This is a genomic window from Fluviicola sp. (assembly GCF_039596355.1).
GTDB lineage: Bacteria > Bacteroidota > Bacteroidia > Flavobacteriales_D > Crocinitomicaceae > Fluviicola.
The window spans coordinates 253,735-275,132 of the sequence record NZ_JBCNJW010000002.1; the positions used below are offsets into that span (position 1 = coordinate 253,735).

The window sequence follows — 21,398 nt, forward strand, 5'->3', positions numbered from 1 at the left end:
ATCGACTTTCAATTTATTAACCTCCATCTCTCTTATCATTGAAAAAAGATTGCTCTCTGAAACAGTTTTAGTTGATTCTTTTTCGTTTCACATTTATTGCGTTACCTCCACATACAAGGTATCGGAATTCAAGCCGGTGAAAATGCCGTAACCATTGACAATACTCGTGGAAGGATTCGTCAGGTTCTGGGAACTGGTACTGGTACTTTCATACAATGAAGCATAATCCGGGAGTACGTGGTACAGGATAATCCGGTGTGTGCCGTAATACTGGAAATCCGATGAGCGAATTTCTTCTACGCCGAGGTTTGTAGGTGATTTCCGAAAGCGGTTTCCCGGAGGAGCGTTATCCCCAAAATCCCGGATCGGATCCAAAACGGATTCAATGTTTTCGACCAACACCAGGTAATACGATCCATCGGAATTTGTCCAGTGAATCTCAATCGGATCGGGCTGAGTGGTTTGCGTTGGCGGACCCGACGTGCTGTCCATTTTCTCAATAGCGATTTCCGTGGCAGACTGCGTCATGTTTTGCGGTTTGGAAGGAATGTAAGTATAAGCCGTAACGAATTTCGAATTGAACTGGAAGGAAATACTGAAGTTTCCTCCCGCTGTGACGGAGATCGTGCTGTCGATATACGTTCCATCACCCAGTGGTGTGAGTACATGCGTACCACCATCGTAGGTCACCGTCAGCATCAGGTTATCGATATCATCGTTTGAATACTGCGCATTTCCTGCAAAGGGAATCTGCCGGCTGATTTTCACCGTCAGGTAATCGCCCGGCTCCAGGTACGCTTCGATGATGGGTGTGTCGGTAAACTCAGACACTTCTGATTTTTTACAACCGACCTGCGCCAAAAGCGCCAGGCAGGAACAAACAACAAAGAGCATTCGTTTCATTTATCGCAGTTTTAATGAGAGTGTAACATTCGGCGTAAATCCGAGGTAATTGACATTGGTTTCGATCACCTGGCCGTCTTCGATAGAATACTGTTTATACCAGGTATTGATGCGGTTGTAGAGATTAAACACGGAGAAGCCCACATAACCGATTTCCCGGCGTTTTTTATCGCCTTTCACCCCGCCCAGCAATTTGTAATTGATTGCCATATCGCAGCGGTGGTAATCCGGCAGGCGCAGTCCGTTTTTAGTTGTTACGGTGAAGAAATCCTGGGTCGATCCGTCAAGTAAAGTCACGGTGTAAGCTCCCGAAGGCGCGGTATACGGGCGTCCTGTGGCATAAATCCAGGTCACCGAAAAATCCCAGCGCTTGTATTTGTACATCAGAACCGCTTTAAATTCATGCGTCACATCCTGGTTTGCCGGAAAATACCCATCCGAATAGACTGCAAATTTGTTGCGCGCCTGACCCAGCGTGTAGCTCACCCATCCGTTCAGTTTCCCGGATTTCTTTTGAACCAGGAATTCGACTCCTTTGGAATACCCGTTCCCGGTGAAGAAGTTTTCATCGTAGCTCACACCGCCCGGACTCGTATTGAAACGAAGTGAATATTCCGTGAGATTGCTGATCTGTTTGTAATATCCTTCCGTACTGAACAGGTAATTCTGCGTTTCATAGGATAATCCGGCGATGTAATGTACAGCTGAACTAACCGGAATGGAGTTTCCGTCCGACAAGAGCCAGAAATCTTTGCTCCCGGAGAGAATATCTTCACGCGTTACCCGGTTGGCAAACTGGTAGTATTTCCCGGTTGCACCTTTGAGCGTCAGTTTATCCGTGAGGTTCACCGTAACACTTGCCCGCGGTTCGAAATAAAACTTGTTCGTCGTTTCGAAGTAGCTTGCTCGGATTCCGGGTACAAACTGAATCCGATCCCGGAGGAATTTGAATTTATTCTGCACATAAGCTCCGCTCAAAGATGCACGGTTGTGTTTATCCAACACGGTCGTCGTATCGTTTTGCGCATAGGTGTAATCGATATCAAAATAGGTTGCAAATACCCCAAACTGCAGCTGGCTGAAATCGCTCGGATTCCATTCATAATCCGATTTGAAACTGTAATCCTTCAGGTCGTTATTCTCAAAAATTCCGCTGCTGGAGGTTGTTGTTTCATCGTCTGAATTGGTGACGGTGCGCGTCTGGGATTTATCCCTGTCGCTGTAATAATTGGAGTAACTCAAAATGGTATTCCCATAGAGTTTATCGCTCCATTTTCGCGACCATTTCAAACTGCTTCCGATATTCCCGTATTTGGTCAGGTCGGTAGAACTCATGCTGAAGTTGGAATTGCTGTTCCCGAATGAAGGAGATGCAAAAGACGAACTGTTGTCCAATTTATCGGTTCCGTTGAAAATGCTGAAGGAAATAATGTCTTTGGTGGTCGGTTTGTAAGTAAATTTCCCGTTCAAATCATAAAAGAAGGAAGTCACTTTTGTTTGCTGGGAGCGATTCCCGCCGAAACCTCCTCCTCCGCCGGTCTGCTCTGTTGTGGTGCTGGAACTGGTATTGAATTTTTCGAAAATCTTGTCGTAAATCGGTCCTTTGTAAGAACGGCGGAATGCAATCACCGACGAGAATTTCTTCCCGACCGGAATTTCCGCAAACACGTTCATACTCAGCAAGCTGAAATCGCCGCCCATGTTGAACTTTTTCTGGTTTCCTTCTTTCCCGGTGATTTCTGTCACACTCGACAATCTTCCCCCAAAACGCGATTCGAATCCGCCTTTGTACAACTGCACGTCTTTCAAGGCATTCGAATTGAACGCGCTGAAAAATCCGTAGAGGTGGTCTACGTGGTACACCGTAAATCCGTCGTAGAGCACGAGGTTCTGATCCGGCGTTCCTCCGCGGACATACAACCCGGAAGAAGATTCATTCGAAGCACTGACTCCCGGCATCAGCTGGAAAGAACGCATCACGTCGCGTTCACCGAGATTGGGAAGCTGTTCCAGTTTTTTCGGCGTCATTTTGATCACACTCACATCTTCCCGTTTCGACAACACCACATCCTGGCGGATTCCCGTAATAGTAACTGTCTGCAATTCCTGGGTGGTCGGAACCAACTCGATTACAAAGTGTTTTTTGTTGATTGCCGGTGAGAGGAACACTTCTGTTTTTTCAAATCCCACATAGCTGACAATCAGCGTAACGGTATCTGAAGGAACCTGCTGAATGGTGTAATATCCGTCTGCATTCGATGAACCACCTTTCTGTGTGCCTTTAATCTGGATCGTTGAAAAAGGAAGTGCTTCACCGGTAGAACGGTCTTTGACAATTCCCGTCAGCGTGAAATCATACTCATTCGGTGGCCCGAAATAGGTCTTAACAGCTTTTTGATTCGATACAACCGCTTCATTCTTTTCGTCTTCCACGTAGAATGTTCCGTATTGATCCCGGTCGTCCACTTTGATTGCTCCGTAGGCTTCCGTGTCCTCCTTGAAATCTTCCGCGATTTGATCGTCTTGTGCCAGTGTCTTATTCGTTCCTTCAAACAGCTGGACGCTTTTATAGGTTTTGTTCAGCCCGGTGAGGTCGATATCGGTTTGCTTGATCACCGGATCCAATACCCGCAGAAATACATTCGTATGACCGTAGGCATAACCGAAGGTAATCAAGCTCGTGAGCGATTCCAGGCATTCCAGTTTGTCGGTGTTGCTGCCGTACTTGTTCGGAACATAGATAAACAAATAGTTATAAAACTGGGGCTGGTCTTTGATTTTGTCGGCCTTAAAAACGTCCATCGGATCTTCGTATTCGTCTGCCAGTACAAAAACGAACGGACGTCTCACATTCGAGTAGTTGCTATTCGGTGCATAACAAACGTAGTTGAAATAGCACCGGTTTCCTTCTGCATTAAACGTATACTGCCGTTGCGCGAACAAAGACAGCGATACCGAAGTGAGAATTGAAACCAGTAAGAAATGTTTGATGAGATGTCCCTGCATTGCCAAATGAGCGTTATTTCGATAGGTTTCAAAAGTAAACGCAGGCAGCAAGTTAAGTGAGGAAGAATAGATGTTGAACCCGAATATCCCGAAGAACTGGCTGAAAATATCGCCCGGATTCCGGGAAAAAGATCAAACCACCGACTTTCCGCTGATGAATTCCTGGAGTTTTCCCTTGTATTGATCCGCAATCGTAATGTATACTCCGTTGCTCATCAGGATCGAACCGCGCTCGATCACCCGGATATTTTCCAGCGACACGGTAAAGGAACGGTGCACCCGCATAAATTGTCGTGGATCCAGTTCGGATTCCAGCACTTTCAGGCTCAACAAGGTCAAAACGGGTTTCGGCTGGTCTTTGATCCAAATTTTAATGTAATCCTTCAGCCCTTCGAAATAGAGAATGTCTTTCAAATCGATTCGTAACTGCTTGTATTCCGATTTGACGAAAATGAAGCCGTCACTGCTGTTCGAACCGGTATCGGCCTGTTCTTCAAACCACGCTTTGGCTCTCAGCGCTGCCGCATAGAATTCATTGTAACCAAACGGTTTGAGCAAGTAATCCAACGCATTCACTTTATAGCCTTCCAGCGCATATTGGTCGAATGCGGTCGTGAAAATGATGCGCGTTTCTTTCGGAACGTTCTTCGAGAATTCCAATCCCGACAATTCAGGCATCTGGATGTCCAAAAAGAGCAGGTCGACCTTTCCGGTGTCCATAAACGACAGGGCTTCAATCGCACTACTGTAAACTCCCACGCATTCCAGGAACGGCGTGTTCTGAACATACCTTCCGATCAGTTCCTGTGCCAGCGGCTCATCGTCAATTATGAGGCAAGTGATCTTCATCTTCATTCGAGGTCAATGCGTAAACGAACCCAAAACAAACCGTTGTCCGGACTTTCCATACCTGACGGATCGTTTGGTTTTTGTTCGGTCATAATCGTGAGTTCATGATGTCCCGGGTATACTAACTCCAATCTTTTGCGCAAATTGTCCAGCCCGATTCCGGAACCGCTGATATCCGATTCGTTTTTCGGGAAGTTCGTGTTTCCGCTAAAGAATACGAGGTGGTCGTCTTTGAGATCCAGTCCGAAATAAATCCGGGAAGGACGCGTGGCCGACACTCCGTGTTTATACGCATTTTCAATCATCGGGATAAACAGGAGCGGCGCAATGAAATACTTCTTCTCTTCTACTTCCGGAAACGAAAAGGTCGTGGTCGTTTTATCCGACTGACGAATTTCCATCAACTTGATGTAATTGGTCAAAAACGAAATTTCGTGTGCCAGATCCACTTGCTTGTGGTTCGTTTCATACAAAAGATAGCGCATCAGCTTACTCAATCCCAAAACGGTGTCCTGCGCCTTCTCCGGAGAAATTTCAATCAGTGAGTAAATATTGTTCAGTGAATTGAAGAAAAAATGAGGCTGTAACTGGTAGCGCAGGTGTTCCAGCTCCGATTCCAGGTTTTTATTCTCAATTTCCGTTTTCTCCGCCTCCGTTCGAATCCAGCGTTCCATCGCCCGGAGTGCAATCGCAAAAATGATGGGGATAAACAAGGAAAAGAGGTCTTTCAATACAAAAAAATTGACCGAATCGGGGCGCTTGCCGGGAAACATGCGTTGCGGATTTCCCATTTCGGGCATTTTGGGACGCAGCCAGTCGTGCAGCAGCCAGTTAATCCAGAGAAAAACAAGCATCAGTACCACATTGATCAGGCAATACCACACAAAGCGCCGTTCAAACAAGAGTTTATCGGTGAGAACGACGTAATTGCTGTAAAAAATGATCGCGTAGCATATGATCGGAACCAGGTGCGTGAGACCTCCCGGCCGGAATTCGTTCCCGATGCGGGGAAACATCATGTACGGAAGAAAAAACAACAGAAACCAGACCAGGATATGAATTCCTGTCCGGATGGATTTACTTCTGGGATTCAGCCACATCCGGCAAATGTTGCACTTAAAAGCCAAACGCGCGGCAGGAAATCGAAGATTGCTTTTTTTTCACCGATGAACAGTCGATTCTTTCCTATGGTTTTATTTATTGAACGATAAAATAGGAAAAGCCACGAATTCACGAATTTTTAGGCGCATCACAGATCCCATAATTGCCCAATTGTACTTGGGCAGCTCACACCGAAGTTTATGACAAATTTCTAAAGTATATCCATTCCAAAAGATCAACTCCGTACATTTTTTTGGTTCTTTTTGGCAGTGTACATTTATTTTTCTGATATTTACATAACTAATTATGTAATCAATTATAGTCTCATGAATATTTTTGATCGAACAGGGAAAATGGCTTTGGGAAGCAGGCTACGTTTTATGGCTTTGAACATCACGGACGAAGCTTCTAAAATTTATGAATTGTACCAGGTGGAGTTTTCACCAAAGTGGTTTCCCGTGTTTTTCGTCTTGTCTGAAGACGGCGCCAAAACCATTACTGAAATCGCCAATGAAATCGGTCATTCCCAACCTTCTGTGACCAAGATCATCAAAGAAATGACTGCAGCAGGCCTGGTAAACGACAACCTGAGCTCCACAGACAAACGCAGAAACGTAGTCGGATTGTCTGAAAAAGGAAGTGAACTCGCCGTAAAAATGATCGGGGAACAGTGTGCAGATATTGATCAGGCAATTGAGGGAATTATCGGCGAAGCAACGTACAACTTATGGGAAGCACTTGCCGAATGGGAATTTTTGCTGGAACAGAAATCCCTGCTCAAACGGGTTGAAGAACAAAAGAAACTGCGCGAAAGCAAGCACGTGGTCATTGTACCCTACTCTTCCCAATACCGTAACGATTTCAAAGCACTCAACGAAGAATGGATTTCCACGTATTTCGAGATGGAAGAAGCATATTACAAAGCACTTGACAACCCGGAGGAATACATTCTCAGCAAAGGCGGGAAAATTTTCGTGGCACTCTACCGCGACGAACCGCTGGGTGTTTGCGCCCTGGTGAAAATGAACGATCCGTATTTTGATTTCGAACTGGCGAAAATGGCCGTTTCTCCCAAAGCACAGGGGAAAAACATCGGCTGGCTGCTCGGGCAGGAAATCATCCGTGCCGCAAAAGAACTGGGAGCGTCCAACATCTACCTGGAAAGCAATACGATCCTGAAACCGGCTATCAACCTGTATCACAAACTCGGATTCCAAAAAGTAGCCGGACACGCCACACCGTACAAACGATGTAATATCCAGATGGAATTAAAGCTACGGGATCACAACTGATCGTTGACAAATTGCGCCGAATATGCTTTAATCATTTCCCGAACCCGCACAAATTCGCGTTGCACTTCTTCCGGGGTTCCGGCAGCTTTCGCGGGATCGGGAAAATTGTGGTGAAAGGTTCGGGCGTTCGTTGGAAAGTAAGGACATTGCTCTTTGGCATGATCACAAACGGTGATCACGAAATCAAACCATACCGCAGCATATTCATCTACGTGATTGGAAGTATGATGCGAAATATCGATCCCGTCTGCTTTCATGCATTCAACCGCCAACGGATTTACTCCGTGGACTTCGACTCCCGCACTGTAGACTTTTGCCCGGTCTCCCGCAAAATGTTGTAAATACCCCTGTGCCATCTGGCTTCGGCAGCTGTTTCCGGTACATAAAACCAGTACGTTTTTCATCTCTTCCAATTTATACAAATAACCAAACCAGGTTGATGATGCAGAATTTCGGATCGAACCCGAACAGCAGCTGCAACACGACAACACACGTGGTAATGATGATGACTTTTTTGTATTTGAATACGACCGTTTTCATCTTAGCAGCACGTTCCGCCCGGAGTACAACTGGCATTTTCACTTCCAGGCAATTCGGATAATTGAATCTTCGTTTTTTCAACCGGAATACCACATGCTTCATTCGCCAGACAAGCAGTTGTTTTAGGTACAAGCACAAAGTGTTTTCCGTTGAAATCCAAATCGTATTTCCCAATTGTTTCCGTTTGGTATTCAACTTCGATTTCGTGGTCTTCAATTCCCAGTTTTTCTTCGGAAAGCCGGATAATGTTCAACAATTTTGCGGGCTTTAAGCGGTGCTCGTAATCGTCGGCATTCCACAATTGAAAATTAACGACCGTTTCCTTTCGGATCGTGCCTCCGCAATCAATGAAGTGTTTTTGACTGTTCCCCACTTCCGTCACGTGAAAGTGTTCCGGGACAAAAGAACCGTCCGGAGTTTGAAATGCAACGTTTTCGAGGCTCGGTAAAATGGCTTTGATTTCTGACAGTTTCATATACTTGAATTTGAATTAACAACACGAATCGTCGGTTTTTCGATCCAGTTTGAGTGAGATTGCTGAAAAATAGGATTGAATCCGGGCAACTACGACTTTATCCACACAGTAACAAATTGCTGTTCCTTCCACATTTCCTTTGATGATTCCCGCATTTTTCATCTCTTTCAAATGCTGTGAAACCGTTGGCTGGGCAAGTGGTAATTCATTGACAATGTCGCCGCAAATGCACGCATCAACTTTTATGAGGTATTCCAGGATGGCAATGCGCGCCGGATGTGCAATTGCTTTCAGCAAAGAAGACATCTCAATTTGTTCTGCCGTATACAAACTTATTTTCGTCGTTCCCATATTACTATATTGCAATATTGCAATATTACGATTAATTTAAATATCAAGGTACAAAATCAGTAAAAAAACAGTTTCCTATAGCAGATTTATTCATATTGGAAGCAAGCTGAAACCTTCAATTTCAGTGCCCCCTTCACTCCAATTGCCGGAAACAGATCGACCGTTCCTCCAAAGAGAAGAGAAGAGAAGAACTACTTCCCCAAATCATGGCAAAAAGAGCTTTCTACCGGTTCTGTCTAATCTGCCATAGTGCCCAAAGCGCTTCAGACCGGAAGACTACCAAACCGCAGCACTGGAATGCCTGAAAATCCTGGAAGACGATGAGAAAAAGGAATATTAACCGGATTCAGCGGCTTTTTTCGGGTGTTGCGAAAAGTATCTACGACTAAAAATGATATATTTGAGTGAACAACTATTCACAAAGTACCATGGAGCCATTTCACAAAACCGGGCCAATTATCGAATCACTTCAATTGTGGTATGCAACGTTCCAGGGAAGCCGGGACGCATTCAACGAACACTTTCCCAAATACGCAGGATTTCAATTCGAATGCACCTGCGATCAGGAAGTACAGGATCATCATGTTTATTTCGGAATCGTACGGGACGACTATAACGTGCTGAAATTTGCATTGTACATTCTTCCCGATACTTATGATAAGGAAGGCTGGATAGAAGGTGCAGACATTCATAAAGCGATTGCAGAAACGGAACTTCCGGATCTGAAAAGTCCCATCGATCCCGAAATTGCTGTCAGAAGGATTGAAAACTGGAAAAAAAACGGCAGAGACTGGATGGTCAGACAAACAAGCATTTTCCAGGCTATTTTTATTCCGAAGACAAATTTTTCCAGTGGAATCAATCGGTTTACGGCCTACTTTGCGCTAAAAGATTCCAATGAATTTGACCTCGTTTTGTACAAAGACGATGACCAGGCAATTCATAATCTGTATATCTATTACGACACGGTTCGGTTGATTCCACCGTTTAATCCCTATCAACACCTGTTAAACCAGGTAGCACGATCAGAAAAAGTCATGACAACCTGATGCTTTATACACTTGTAGACCGTTTAACGATTCTTTCTCCGCTGGCGCTGCTGGTGGGAATCTGCCTGGGTATTTACAAATTCCGAACACTGAACCAGGCGCATCGCATCTTGTTTTTTTACCTGGTGCTGTGTCTCACATTTGATGTCTTGACACGGCTTCCTGTCTGGATGAAACAACCCAACCTGATTCTGTTGGTTCTGTTCAGCCTGTTTGAGTTGTTGTTGTTTTATGTACTCTACCGGCAATGGTATTCCAACAAAAAACACCCGGTTCTTTTAGTGATTGTCCCGGTAGGAATCGGTTATATTTTGTGGGAATTGTTTACGACCGATTTCCGGAATGCCAGCGGTTTTCAATCATACGCCAAAGTAGTCGACACCGTTTGTATCATGGCAATGGCTGTCGGGTATTTCTTTGACGAATTGCAACATCCTTCGCACACGATGGGGTATTTCTTCCGGTTGAACAGTGTGCTGCTCATCTGTTTTTCGTTCTACATTGTGTTTTTCATCCCGATTAATTTCCTGATCGAACAAAACACTTCTGCACAGCTTTACCTGTGGCTGGTTCACCTGCTCGTTACCGTTGGTCTTTACATTTATATCACTATTGAACTATGCAGAAATGGCAAAACCCGGAGACAATTGCCTTTTGGATAGGGATTGTCTGTACGTTTATTTTTGTACTTGCATTTTTGATTGTCCGGCTGTTCCGCCTGAAATACAAACAAACGATTGAAACGGAACTCGGGAAAATCCGCGCGGAAATCCATTTCCGGCAGCAACTCCTGGACATCCAGGAAAAAGAACGCGTTCGTTTCGGAGCAGACCTACACGACAATATCATCGGAAAACTAATCGTTGTCCAGCTCAAAAATGAACTGTCGGAAAACAAGCGGGAAATTACCGACCTGCTGGCAACCATCATTACGGACGCCCGGAGAATCTCGCACGATTTGAGTCCGCCGATGATGGAGCAGATTCAGCTTGTTCAATTGATTGAAAACACCTGTTCCCTGGCAGCAGAGCAGTTTCAGATTCGTTTTGAACAAGACCTCCGTTTCAAGGCAGAATTACCGGTTCGCTGGAAAACCCATTTCGTGAGAATGCTCCAGGAACTGATGACCAACAGTCTCAAACATTCCGGGGCATCTGAACTACGAATCAGGCTACGCGTTACCCCCGCAAATATTTGTCTTCAATTCTCAGACAACGGAAAAGGTTTTGAGCCCTCACAAATAAGCCAGGGAATCGGGATGAATACCCTTTCACTCAGAGCGCGGGAAATCCGGGCGCATTACAAACTGAAATCCTCACCGGGTGAAGGCGTTCGTTTCCTTTTACGCTATCCAATTACGAACTTATGAACGCATCACTCCCCGTTATCATCGTGGACGACGATCAGCTGATCGTTGAATTACTGGCTGATTTCATCGAACTTCAGCCCGACATGCACATTCCATTCACAGCTTCCGGCAAAACCGAATTATTCGAAAAGCTGGAAACCTCCGGGTTGATTCCTCACCTGGTTCTGCTTGATCTCAAGATGAAGGAGCACGACGGAATCGATGTAGCGAAATCCCTGATCGAACGATATCCCGATGTCAAAATCATTGTTCTGACTTCTCATTACCAGGCGTCATTTACCGGGTTCATGGTCAAACTCGGTGTTTCCGCATTTCTTCCGAAAGGAATTTCGCCCAAAGACCTGGTAGCAATTATCCGGGAAGTGGATCAGAAGAACTACTATTTCAAACCCGAACAAATTCAACACTTACGCAGCCAGATTTCATCCAAATCTCCCGCTCCGGTCATTGAAACGGCAGAATCATTAACGCTCCGCGAACTGGAAGTACTTCGTTTGTTGTGTTTTCAAAAAACAGCAAAGGAAATCGGTGAGGAATTGTTTATCACACCGCGAACCGTAGAAGGACATAAGAACAACTTGTTTATCAAAACAGGACAAAAGAATTTGGCTGGTTTGGTGATTTATGCCATCCAACGGTCGGTTATTTCTATTGACGAACTACCTGTTTTGTAGTCTTTTGACAATCCACGTGAAATCACCTGTTTTGCGAATCCAGGTAATTTCCTGCTCTCTGTACCCGCAGCTATCGGATAAATTTGTCTCAGAAGCTTCAATCAAGGCGGGTTCCGAAAAGCCAAAAGAGTAGGAAAATCACTATTTAAAACAACAGATTATGTCAATTACTGTAAACAATAACACAGCAGAACCTATCAAAGTTTCTATCAATCAATGGGGAAATGATGGTACTACAACTTACTTTACAATTAATCCCAACGGCAGAGAGTCATGGAATCGTACTGACAACCGCGGATTCGTGATGTATGTCTCTGAAAGTCATGCAGACTTCGACGGACCTTACTATGTCCTGGCAGGATCAAATGTTACATTCAATCCCACTGGAAAAGTGACCGGAGCAACAAGAATCCCTCAATAGCAGATTACCATTCAAAACAACGACACCCCGGAACTATTTTCGGGGTGTTTCTATTGAATCACACGCCAATGACCTTATCTTTTTTTCTTATCTGCTTTCCCTTCCAGCAAGGAGATCACCCCCAGTTTTCCCTTAGCATAACGGGTATTTCCACTCAAAACAGAGTAATAAATGGATGGAAAACACAGGATATTGAGCGCATACCATTCCGGTTTCAGTTTCACAGCCAGTTGGTAGTGGTACAACCTCCCATCGGAAAGGAAGAGTGAATTCGGATCAACGTATTTCCGTTCGTTCTTCGGCGTTTTTTCAGGATTCACTTCCAGGTCGAATTTCTTCGGTCTCCCGGAAACCGGGTCAAATGTCACGTATTCCAGCACGTCTCTCAAATCGGCGCTTTCTTTCCGCTTCTTTCCTTTCTTTTTCGGATCCGTTCCATAAAACACGTAGAACTTATTGAACTTATAGATCACGCGCACATCCGGTATATCGGTACCCGAATAGGTTTTACTCCGCTCGATGTTTCCTGTCCAGGTAATTTTTCCGTCGGCAGTGAAGCGAATGGCTGAGACATTGTTTTTTTCGCAATAGTAATCGGTTTTGTAGATGTTTTTTCCGTCCATTCCACTTCTACTCGTGATCTCGGCATAATTGTATTTACGGGTAAAAAATAGCACCGCACTTCCGTCTTCCATCGAAAAAATGGATTCGATATCAAAACGTGTCTGAAGCTGCTCTTCCAGGGAAGGAATATCGGTTTTCCGTCGTCCACCACGACTTTTCGGGAATAATTTATTCAGGGATGTTTTTTCAAAATAGGCGTAATTCAGGGAAGCATTGTGTAAGGAATCGCTTATCAAATCGGCATAGAAAATCCCCTGTTTGTCAATCCCCGAAGGATCTTTACTCAAATCTCCGAAAAAGCCCAGAATACGGGCAGTGCTATCCGTAACAAGCACGCTGAAATCGGTAATGGTTTTCTGCGCTCCCCGCATTTCAATAAACGCCTTTTTTCCTGAGCCCGGGTTTACTATTGTCAACACCGGATACGCTTTTGCTTCCCCCGGATTCAAGGCACGGATTTCATCCCTGGAAAGCACAATGGTTGACCGGATATACAGGTTTCCGTCACGTTCCAATGCATAATCAGCCAGGACTCCATTCTGAACTTCTCCGCATTTAACCGGGAGTTCCAGGGATTGCTCACCGGACACTTCAAGCCTGTCGCTCACCTGACCATACCGGAAGGTCACGTTTCCACCCGCACGATACAATTCTGCGCCGATCAATAACTGATCTGTTTCCCGGTTTGAACAAATCACAAAAGACGGCAGGGCGAATTCCGACTGCTGCACATCAAAGTGCTGTGTGATCGTCCAGACTTTTTTCAGCGTGGATTCCCGTTCAAGATCCGATTTAAAGGTTTCGGCATATAGTTCTTCGGTTTTCACCGAATCTGCGTTGATGAGTTTCGTCCAGAATACAATGACCTTATCTTCCAGCACCACCGTTTTGAAATAACGCAGGGATTCGTATTGCTTCCGTGTTCCTTTGTTCTGTGAAAATCCTTTGAGCGGAATGGCTGCTTCTTCCGTCATCGTTGTCTTACTGTACGCGACCAATTTCACTTTGTTGTATTGATTGATCGACGTGAGCGCATAATTGCTGTTCAGAACATACATGTAGCTGCTGTTCGTCTCGATAAACTCCGAAAAAAATCCGTTTTTCCGATTGGAATACCGGATCTTTTCCGCCCAGCTAAACTCAAAATGCTGGGCGCTTACCACCTGGAAAAGCAACAGGAATACAACCGTTAATTGTATTCCAAACCTGGTATTGATTACTCTTTTAATCATCCTTAATGTCTCAACTGATTTAACCGGCATTTCCCGTCTTCAACCCTATTCAGGAGTTGTAATCAATTTGATTTCTACTTTTCTGTCGGCTTGCTTCATTTCCTCCGTGTAGGAGCCTTTATGGATCGATTTGGTTTCTCCATAATAGTAAACCGTGATGTTTTTAGCATCAAAACCGTAGTATTCGATCAGTTTTCGCTGAATGGTTTCCGCCCGTTTTTTCGAAAGAATCAGGTTGTAATCCAGCGAACCGTCGCGATCCGTATACCCGATCAGAATGATGGATAATTTGGCGCTTTTGCGGAATGTTTTCATGAAGGCATCCAATCCTTTCTGCTCGTCTTCCGTCAGCGTTGCCTGGTCCACATCGAAATAGACATTGTGGTTTTTCAGTACTTTCTTGTTCAGCAAGACTTTATCCATTTCTTCTTTCGACGTGATCAGTTGCGTCCGCAAATCAATTGCCGGATTGTCTTTCACCTGCTGACCGGTATTGTTGGCATCTTTCTTCTCTTTCTCTTCCTGGAGTTTGATTTTATCGATGTTTTTTGAGTCAATCGGGCAACCGCCGTTGTAAACCGATCCCGGAACATCCGGACAACGATCCAGGGAATCCAGGATTCCGTCTCCGTCCGCATCCAGACAGCAGCCTTTTAGTTCAAACGGACATCCGTTATTCAACTCAATCCCGGGAACATCCGGGCAACGGTCTGCAGCATCAATCACTCCATCCATATCGCGGTCCGGGCAACCGTAATGAATTCCCAATCCTTTTTCATCCGGACACATGTCATTCATATCCACAATTCCGTCTCCATCCGTATCCGGGCAGCCATGCGTTGCGCGTGGTCCTTTATCGTAGATACAATGATCTTCCTTGTCGATGATTCCGTCTCCGTCGGTATCCGGACATCCCTGGTATTCCGGTAATCCCGGATCATACGGACAGGCATCTTTTTCATCCGAAATCTTATCGTGGTCACGGTCTCCCGGTACTTTGTACCAAACACTGTAGCTGATTCCTGCAAAAATGTTGCGTGAAAGCGATGCTTTTTGTCCGTAAAGCAGAGACAAGTTATTCGATCCGGCAAAAATCAGGAATTGCTTGTATGCAAACCGTCCGGCAAATCCCATGTAGAATTTCCCGTTCCCCATGTGCGACAAGGGCAGCATCACCGACCAGTTGTTTTTTTCAATGCGCGGCGTGACCGTCTGGATAAAGAAATTTCCAACCCGCGTATGATCCTTTTTAAAGCCTAATGGAACGGAAACATTGTAACTCACATAGAAATTCTTCACCACGTTCATGTCAAAACTGGCATGCAAAGAGGTCGGAAGGTTCATATACATTTTTCGTTCTGTGGAAACTTTGGTTCCTGCCGACTGCACACTGTCTTTCAGGTAATCCACCGGGCTTTGCAGCAATGATGTTGGAAATGCGGAATTGACATTGACGATTTTGGATGCATCCACCACGATGTTCGCCGTTTGGAAATTGTAGTAATTCGCGCTGTCGTTGATGTAACGGATCCGACCGATATCGGTAATGGATGCTGCGATTTTCCATTTGTACTTGTTGATGTCATAGCGCACATTCCGCTTCGCTCCATCCATCTCGTAATATTGCTTTTCGAAATCCGGGCGGTACTCGTACGTAAATCCTAAATCAAAACCAACTCCCCTGTTCTTGTAGGACAATTGATTTTTCGTCTCTGCACTCCCGAAACTGGCATTCATATTATTGACCTGCATACTCTTCGAAGTCGTATCGGTAAAATAACTTGTTCCGCCGTTCGCATAAAAATAAGAGGCATCCAACCCGTTGAGGATTTTAAAGGAGATTCCGGCTTTCAGGAAGGAAGTTCCGCGATCAAAAATGGTGCGTGCATAGGTAAAATTATGCTCGGTAAAGTACATTTTAGTCAGGTTGAAACCGGTCAAATCCTGCTGCATATTGACCATGTTGGAATCGTAATCCAATACTGCATTTTTGGACCAGACAGTAGGAAGTCTCCTCATCACATTGAATGTTCTGAAACGCAGGGAATATGCCAAAGCATTCTGATGGTTCAGCTCGTATTTGATATTCAGGATATCGATGTTGATATAGCTGTTCTGATAACCGGGTTTATCCGTTTTCTTATACTTTGACCCGGTTCCGTAAGGAGTAAACCGCGTGGCTGCAAAATTCCCGATCCGGGACATATTGGCTTGCGCACTGAGGGAAAACTTGCTTTTGGAGTCTACGATGGTAGACGGGTTGTAGGAAGCAACGAATGAATTGACGAAGTTATCTGATACGATTCCTGTGTAGGCTTGTTGTGCCGTCAGTGAATGGGTCAGCGCCAATATGATTGATAGCGTAAAAATTCTCATAATCCGAATAACAGAATGAACGATTGGTGGAATGTTTTTCAACAAAAGTATGCAATTCTGATCCGAATTTCGACACGCGTTGAAATATTTTCTTTTTCCGGGAACTTCAGCTTTGTCAAACAGCATCAAAAACGGGTATTTATACTCTTTCAATCATGCCATTCTCCCATTAACTTTACTTCTGAAAATACCTGGTCGGTATGACTACTACTCACGAGTAATTTAAAGAACGATGAAACACACCACGCACACAAGCCCGCCGAAAGGACTCGAAAAAATCAAGCACATTGTTGTGCTCATGTTTGAAAACCGATCCTACGATCACCTGTTCGGCGATTTTTCCAATACGAACGGTCTGGTGGATCAAAACGGAAATATCAAGCCGGATTACTACAACCTCCAGAACCCGCTCTCGCCTCCTGATAAGCAGACCAATCCGAAACATCATCCGACTCCTGTAGATCCCAACAAACCACTGGCACACGATTTCACACACGATTTCGGTGATGGGATGATGCCGGATATCTTCGGCCCGGTTTTCCAGGTAAGCGGAACTCCTCCGCTGCCGACCAATCCGAAAGCAAGTTATCAATCCGGGTATACACAGGCCGGGCTTACAGGAAACGTCACTCCCCTGCCGCAAACCTATCCTTCGACCAATTCAGGTTTTTACACAACCTACAATAGCTGCAAACAACAGGGCCAGTCGGTGATGAGCTATTTCCGAAAAGGAGATTTGAAAGTGCTGCACCAGCTGGCAGATGAATTTGTTTTGTGCGACAACTGGCATTGCGACATGCCCGGGCACGCAGAACCTAACCGGGCTTTCATGCATTGCGGTCAGACCGGTGATGCAGGTATTGATGACAGCGACGGTGGCATGGTCAATGCAACCTCCATCTTCGACCTGATTTCCCAGCAGTCAGGATCAAGCGGTTCTCCAAGCTGGACTATGTATGCTCCTGTCGACAATGAAGGCAATTTAGGGCAGCTCGATACCCGTTTTCTGAATTCCAATCTTCAGTTCTATTCCGGTGCTCCCATTACGCAATTCGCCGATGATTGCGCCAACGAAACGCTCTCGTTCTACAGTTTCATCATGTGCTGGCTTCCCAATTCCACCGCATACACCGATACCAGCATGCATCCCGCAGCGATGATTCAACCAGGTGAAAACCTGCTTGCTGCAGTCTACAATACCTTGCGAAACAGCAGTTACTGGGAAGATACTTTGCTGGTTGTGACATTTGATGAAAACGGAGGTATTTACGATCATGTAGCTCCTCCGACGACCACGCCACCGGTTGCCAATGCTTCACCGGCAACTCAATCCGAGCCGGGTTGTTGCGGCAACAAATGGGTTCTAAATTCCACATTCGATTTTTCCCTGCTCGGATTCCGTGTACCAGCACTCCTGATTTCTCCGTGGCTCGCCAAAGGAATTGATCAAAACCAGTATCAAAATACGTCCTTACTCAAGTTTCTGATCGACACGATGAACAAGCAGTACGGAACAAACGCATCCAACCTGACCGACCGCGACCAAAATGCACCGTCCCTGGAATCGGCTTTCTTTGATTTCGGCCTGGATACTATGCGGACGGATTGCCCGGAATGGCTGTCGCATTACACCAAACTTCCCTGCAAGAATCCTCAGACTGACAGCGACCGGATTCCATACAGCGACGGCATGCTGACCACCTGGGAACCACCTTCCGGAAATGATGACTGCCAACCGGTGAGCTACATCAATGAACTGATGAATATCTACGTTCGCGGATTACCCGGGCATCCGGATAGCGGAAAAAAGATTACACGTCAGTTTGCTACCAATTCGGAAGTAAAACGTTATCTAAACGAGCGTCGGCAGGCAGCAGGATTGTAAGGGAAACTACTTTACCTCCCATAAGTTCAATGAAATAAATACAATTCCCAAAATCAACGAAATAATGAATGTAAGTGGTATGTATACAGCTAATATCGGGTTCACATTTCCTAATTTCTTTGTGTTTATAATCTCTTTTGAAATCATGGGAAAAACGTGTTTTTCATTGAGTTTGTGCAGTATCTTTAAATTAATCATGAGTTTTTCATAAACCCTGATCAGGGTAATGCTCATCATGGTAGTAATTATCAGAGCTAAGATTAGTATGATGAGTTTGTTATCTCTCCCCTGAATTGTTGCAAAGGCTGTGACAAACAGAGAATATATCACAATTAAAAAGTTAAATCGATTGGTGAATAGATTCTCAATGAACGCCCGCTCGGTATAAAACGTCCAGTCCGTATGTTTACGTTGATATTCATAGGCACTTTCAATTTCTTCAATGGTTAAATTCCTGAGGTTTTCACGCATTTCAACACGCTTATTCACCGCTTTTTTTTCTTTTTTGGATTTTCCTGAATGCATGCTCTTATTTTTTTATCGTTTACATCAAAAAAGCATGTTCAATTTAGCCTGTTTTTAGATCAAAATCGCTATTCTCGATTATTTTATCATCATCATTTTTCCTATTTCCTCCGTGGGGAAATCCGTTTTGTACTTGTATTTGTATTGCTACATTTTCGCATGCCCTTCGTATAGTTTCTAAGCTGGAAGACAGTGTGCAGGTTTCAAACAGGAATCTGCACGATCTAAATCCCAACCAAGAAATACAAAAAAAACAATAAATCAGTTTTATGTTAAAATAAAAACACTTCATTTATCCATTCCTCAACAAAACCGGGGCTCTTCCATTTTATTTCAATCAATTGATTTTCAATTCATTATTTTGAATTCTGAAATCCAATACTTTGGTACCAACACTATTTCACTTTTTATGGAGACACTATTCAATAGTTCGTGACCCGGACACGCTATGCGCCTTCGAAAACCACTTCGATCGATAAACCTTCATTTATTTTATCACTACATGAAAACACGCATTCACTATTCACTTTTGCTGTTTCTGTTATTTGCAAACAGCTTATTTGCACAAAATGTCAGCACGGGACTCGATGCTTCCTATGCATCCACAGGAGTAGGTAATCTTGACTACTGGTGGCAGATCACTGCCGGTCCGAACGGAGCCACATCTGCACGCCAGGAGGCAACCTATTCTCCTTACTGGCAAACAACCCCAATGCCCGTTACCAATGCCGGCTGGATTGATGAAACCGGTTCTATTTTCGGAAGTACGCCGGGAGATTACACCTTTGAGCGCACGTTCACTGTCAGCCCTTCAGACGGAAGTATTGTCGCTGATTTCGGTATGGCCTGGGACGACGTGTTGTTGTCTGCAGAACTGGTTCCGCCAAGCGGACCAAGCATTCCGCTGACCGTACCTGTTGGAACTCCGAACCACTACTGGGTAGGCCCATCTGTGAACTACACTGTTACGAGCCCGGTTGCGGGAACCTGGAAAATCCGTGTGGTTGTCCGTTTCATTGACAGCGTGGGAGGATTTATTCTTTCCGGAGAAGTGAGACACTGTCCGAAGTACAACATCAGTACGGGAATTGACAACTCCGGAAACGCCATTGCTTTGGGTGCGGCTGATCCGAACTGGACTATTTCTGCAGGTCCTGCAAGTGGGCCGGTTACGCATCGTGTGGCAACTTTTACCGGTTACTGGGAACCAACTCCGGTTGGACTTACCAATGCCTGCTGGATCAATTCAACAGGTACGTACAACGACCCGGTAGGGATTGAAACTTTCGACCGCGATTTCTATATCCCGGCAGGAACTTCTTCCTTCACAACGGATTTCGGAGTTGCCTGGGATGATGTGCTCGTTTCACTGGAACTCGTTCCCCCAACCGGGCCAAACATTCCGCTGACTGTTCCTTCTGCTCCGGCCTATACCGTGAGTCCGAACATCGGCTACACCGTTTCTTCACCGGTTTCGGGAACCTGGAAAGTGCGTGCAAAAGTGCAGTTTATCGATCAGCTCGGAGCATTCATCCTTTCCGGTTATATCTCCACGAACTGCGGTACAACTCCGCCTCCATGCGACTGCAGTGCTCTGAATGCCGATTTCGACTATACATTTGAAGCAAATTGTGTCGGTCATTTCACCGCAAGTACTAATACCAACTGTTTCAGTAATGTCAACTACGAATGGATCGTAGACGGAACTTCAGTAGGAACAGGTGCTGTGTTCGACTATCCGTTCACTTCCAATGGCATTCACAATGTGTGCGTCAAAGTATCTACTGTGACTGCTGACGGGAAGAAATGTGAGCAGGAAATCTGCAAAGACGTACAGGTTCAGTGTAGTCCATGTAACTGCGAAGGATTGGCTGCTGATATGAATATTGTGGTACAGTCATGTCAGGGTAATTTCGATGCGATTGTTCAGGGTAATTCCTGCATGCAAAATTTCAATTACGAGTGGTCTGTAAACGGCGTAGTTGTGGGTACAACTCCATCGATGATCTACGGTTTCCCGGGCAATGGAACGTATGTGATCTGCCTGAAAGTGACCACTACGCTTCCTGACGGAAAAGTGTGTGAGAAGAAAATTTGCCGCGATATCAAAGTAGAAAAATGCACCACCTGCAACTGTGCACAAATGAACGGAAACTTCCTGTACAGCATCACCAATTGTACACTGAACTTAACGGCTCAGCCGCTGATTCCTGAATGCATGACAAACAGAAGTTTCAGCTGGACTGTCAACGGTTCTTATGCCGGCTCAGGTATCAGCATCAGCACGCCTCTTCCGGGAAGTGGTCCTTACGTGGTTTGTCTGATGATCACAGCTGTGAAACCGAACGGACAGAAGTGTGAGAAACAAATCTGCAAAGACATCATCGCTGACTGCGGAAAATCCATGTCATCCGGAAGCGGGAAACCACAAGTATCATCGGATAATAACTCCCAGGTGGAACTTTATCCGAACCCTGCAAGTGATGAGCTGAATGTAGATTTCACGACATCGGTACCGGGTGAAACGAAAGTGACCCTGAGAACCATCGACGGAAAAGAAATCTCGCATGAAACGCGGGTTACTGAAGCCGGTGCTCAGCACTTCAGATTAGCCATCCCGGTTCATGTTGCAACGCAGATGATCCTGGTTGAAATTGATAACGGAACGGAACACATTGTTCGCAAAGTATCGATTTCCAAGCCTTAAAGTAAAAAACACGTGATTT

At 45.1% G+C, this 21,398-nt stretch carries 19 protein-coding genes; 8 read left to right on the forward strand and 11 right to left on the reverse strand.

Annotated elements, in window-relative coordinates; all coding sequences use genetic code 11:
• Nucleotides 1-93 precede the first annotated feature (93 nt).
• The 4 genes from ABDV94_RS06320 to ABDV94_RS06335 all read right to left on the reverse strand — a co-directional run bounded on the left by ABDV94_RS06320 (nucleotide 94) and on the right by ABDV94_RS06335 (nucleotide 5,858).
• A complete protein-coding gene (locus ABDV94_RS06320) occupies nucleotides 94-903 on the reverse strand; it encodes a DUF4249 family protein (protein WP_343605735.1) in 810 nt (269 codons plus the stop codon).
• Complete coding sequence (locus ABDV94_RS06325) at nucleotides 904-3,909, reverse strand: TonB-dependent receptor (protein ID WP_343605737.1); 3,006 nt, start codon at nucleotides 3,907-3,909, stop codon at nucleotides 904-906.
• 132 nt (nucleotides 3,910-4,041) lie between these two features.
• Nucleotides 4,042-4,764 carry a LytTR family DNA-binding domain-containing protein gene (locus ABDV94_RS06330; RefSeq protein ID WP_343605739.1) on the reverse strand — a complete coding sequence of 241 codons (723 nt, stop codon included), beginning with the start codon at nucleotides 4,762-4,764 and terminating at the stop codon, nucleotides 4,042-4,044.
• Nucleotides 4,761-5,858, reverse strand: a complete 1,098-nt coding sequence (locus tag ABDV94_RS06335) for a histidine kinase (protein ID WP_343605741.1) — start codon at nucleotides 5,856-5,858, stop codon at nucleotides 4,761-4,763. The genes ABDV94_RS06330 and ABDV94_RS06335 overlap by 4 nt, the downstream gene beginning before the upstream one ends.
• 327 nt (nucleotides 5,859-6,185) lie before the next feature.
• Between ABDV94_RS06335 and ABDV94_RS06340 the strand changes: the two genes are divergently transcribed.
• Nucleotides 6,186-7,151, forward strand: a complete 966-nt coding sequence (locus ABDV94_RS06340) for a helix-turn-helix domain-containing GNAT family N-acetyltransferase (protein WP_343605743.1) — start codon at nucleotides 6,186-6,188, stop codon at nucleotides 7,149-7,151.
• Here the strand turns inward: ABDV94_RS06340 and ABDV94_RS06345 are convergent.
• From ABDV94_RS06345 to ABDV94_RS06360, 4 genes are read right to left on the reverse strand one after another with little or no spacing between them, the layout of a single operon-like run.
• Nucleotides 7,142-7,555 (reverse strand): arsenate reductase ArsC, encoded by a 414-nt coding sequence (locus ABDV94_RS06345; protein ID WP_343605745.1) that lies wholly within the window; start codon nucleotides 7,553-7,555, stop codon nucleotides 7,142-7,144. The two genes, ABDV94_RS06340 and ABDV94_RS06345, sit on opposite strands and share 10 nt — an antisense overlap.
• 10 nt (nucleotides 7,556-7,565) lie before the next feature.
• Entirely contained in the window at nucleotides 7,566-7,691 is a 126-nt protein-coding gene (locus ABDV94_RS06350) for a hypothetical protein (protein ID WP_343605747.1), read from the reverse strand.
• A 1-nt stretch (nucleotide 7,692) separates the two neighbouring features.
• Nucleotides 7,693-8,166, reverse strand: a complete 474-nt coding sequence (locus ABDV94_RS06355; RefSeq protein WP_343605748.1) for a DUF6428 family protein — start codon at nucleotides 8,164-8,166, stop codon at nucleotides 7,693-7,695.
• A gap of 15 nt (nucleotides 8,167-8,181) precedes the next feature.
• A complete protein-coding gene (locus ABDV94_RS06360) occupies nucleotides 8,182-8,517 on the reverse strand; it encodes a metalloregulator ArsR/SmtB family transcription factor (protein WP_343605749.1) in 336 nt (111 codons plus the stop codon).
• 428 nt (nucleotides 8,518-8,945) lie between these two features.
• Here ABDV94_RS06360 and ABDV94_RS06365 point away from each other — a divergent pair, with 428 nt between their 5' ends.
• The 5 genes from ABDV94_RS06365 (at nucleotide 8,946) to ABDV94_RS06385 (ending at nucleotide 12,030) form a co-directional block, all read left to right on the forward strand.
• Nucleotides 8,946-9,566, forward strand: a complete 621-nt coding sequence (locus tag ABDV94_RS06365; protein ID WP_343605751.1) for a hypothetical protein — start codon at nucleotides 8,946-8,948, stop codon at nucleotides 9,564-9,566.
• The gene (locus tag ABDV94_RS06370; RefSeq protein WP_343605753.1) at nucleotides 9,566-10,228 is read left to right on the forward strand and encodes a hypothetical protein; all 663 of its coding nucleotides are present in this window, start codon (nucleotides 9,566-9,568) and stop codon (nucleotides 10,226-10,228) included. Before ABDV94_RS06365 ends, ABDV94_RS06370 begins: the two co-directional genes overlap by 1 nt.
• Entirely contained in the window at nucleotides 10,186-10,935 is a 750-nt protein-coding gene (locus ABDV94_RS06375) for an ATP-binding protein (RefSeq protein WP_343605754.1), read from the forward strand. Before ABDV94_RS06370 ends, ABDV94_RS06375 begins: the two co-directional genes overlap by 43 nt.
• The gene (locus tag ABDV94_RS06380; RefSeq protein ID WP_343605755.1) at nucleotides 10,932-11,609 is read left to right on the forward strand and encodes a response regulator transcription factor; all 678 of its coding nucleotides are present in this window, start codon (nucleotides 10,932-10,934) and stop codon (nucleotides 11,607-11,609) included. The genes ABDV94_RS06375 and ABDV94_RS06380 overlap by 4 nt, the downstream gene beginning before the upstream one ends.
• Nucleotides 11,610-11,769: 160 nt before the next feature.
• Nucleotides 11,770-12,030, forward strand: coding sequence for a hypothetical protein (locus ABDV94_RS06385; protein WP_343605757.1), 261 nt, complete (start codon nucleotides 11,770-11,772; stop codon nucleotides 12,028-12,030).
• A 74-nt stretch (nucleotides 12,031-12,104) separates the two neighbouring features.
• On the opposite strand, the gene ABDV94_RS06390 is transcribed toward ABDV94_RS06385, so the two are convergent.
• Both ABDV94_RS06390 and ABDV94_RS06395 read right to left on the reverse strand, forming a co-directional pair.
• A complete protein-coding gene (locus ABDV94_RS06390) occupies nucleotides 12,105-13,886 on the reverse strand; it encodes a hypothetical protein (protein WP_343605759.1) in 1,782 nt (593 codons plus the stop codon).
• Between the two features lie 45 nt (nucleotides 13,887-13,931).
• Nucleotides 13,932-16,262, reverse strand: coding sequence for a DUF5723 family protein (locus ABDV94_RS06395; protein ID WP_343605760.1), 2,331 nt, complete (start codon nucleotides 16,260-16,262; stop codon nucleotides 13,932-13,934).
• Between the two features lie 232 nt (nucleotides 16,263-16,494).
• On the opposite strand from ABDV94_RS06395, the gene ABDV94_RS06400 reads away from it, so the two are divergent.
• A complete protein-coding gene (locus tag ABDV94_RS06400; protein ID WP_343605761.1) occupies nucleotides 16,495-18,147 on the forward strand; it encodes an alkaline phosphatase family protein in 1,653 nt (550 codons plus the stop codon).
• A gap of 6 nt (nucleotides 18,148-18,153) precedes the next feature.
• On the opposite strand, the gene ABDV94_RS06405 is transcribed toward ABDV94_RS06400, so the two are convergent.
• A complete protein-coding gene (locus ABDV94_RS06405; protein WP_343605762.1) occupies nucleotides 18,154-18,672 on the reverse strand; it encodes a hypothetical protein in 519 nt (172 codons plus the stop codon).
• A 502-nt stretch (nucleotides 18,673-19,174) separates the two neighbouring features.
• On the opposite strand from ABDV94_RS06405, the gene ABDV94_RS06410 reads away from it, so the two are divergent.
• Nucleotides 19,175-21,379, forward strand: a complete 2,205-nt coding sequence (locus ABDV94_RS06410; protein WP_343605764.1) for a hypothetical protein — start codon at nucleotides 19,175-19,177, stop codon at nucleotides 21,377-21,379.
• The last annotated feature ends 19 nt before the right edge of the window (nucleotides 21,380-21,398 follow it).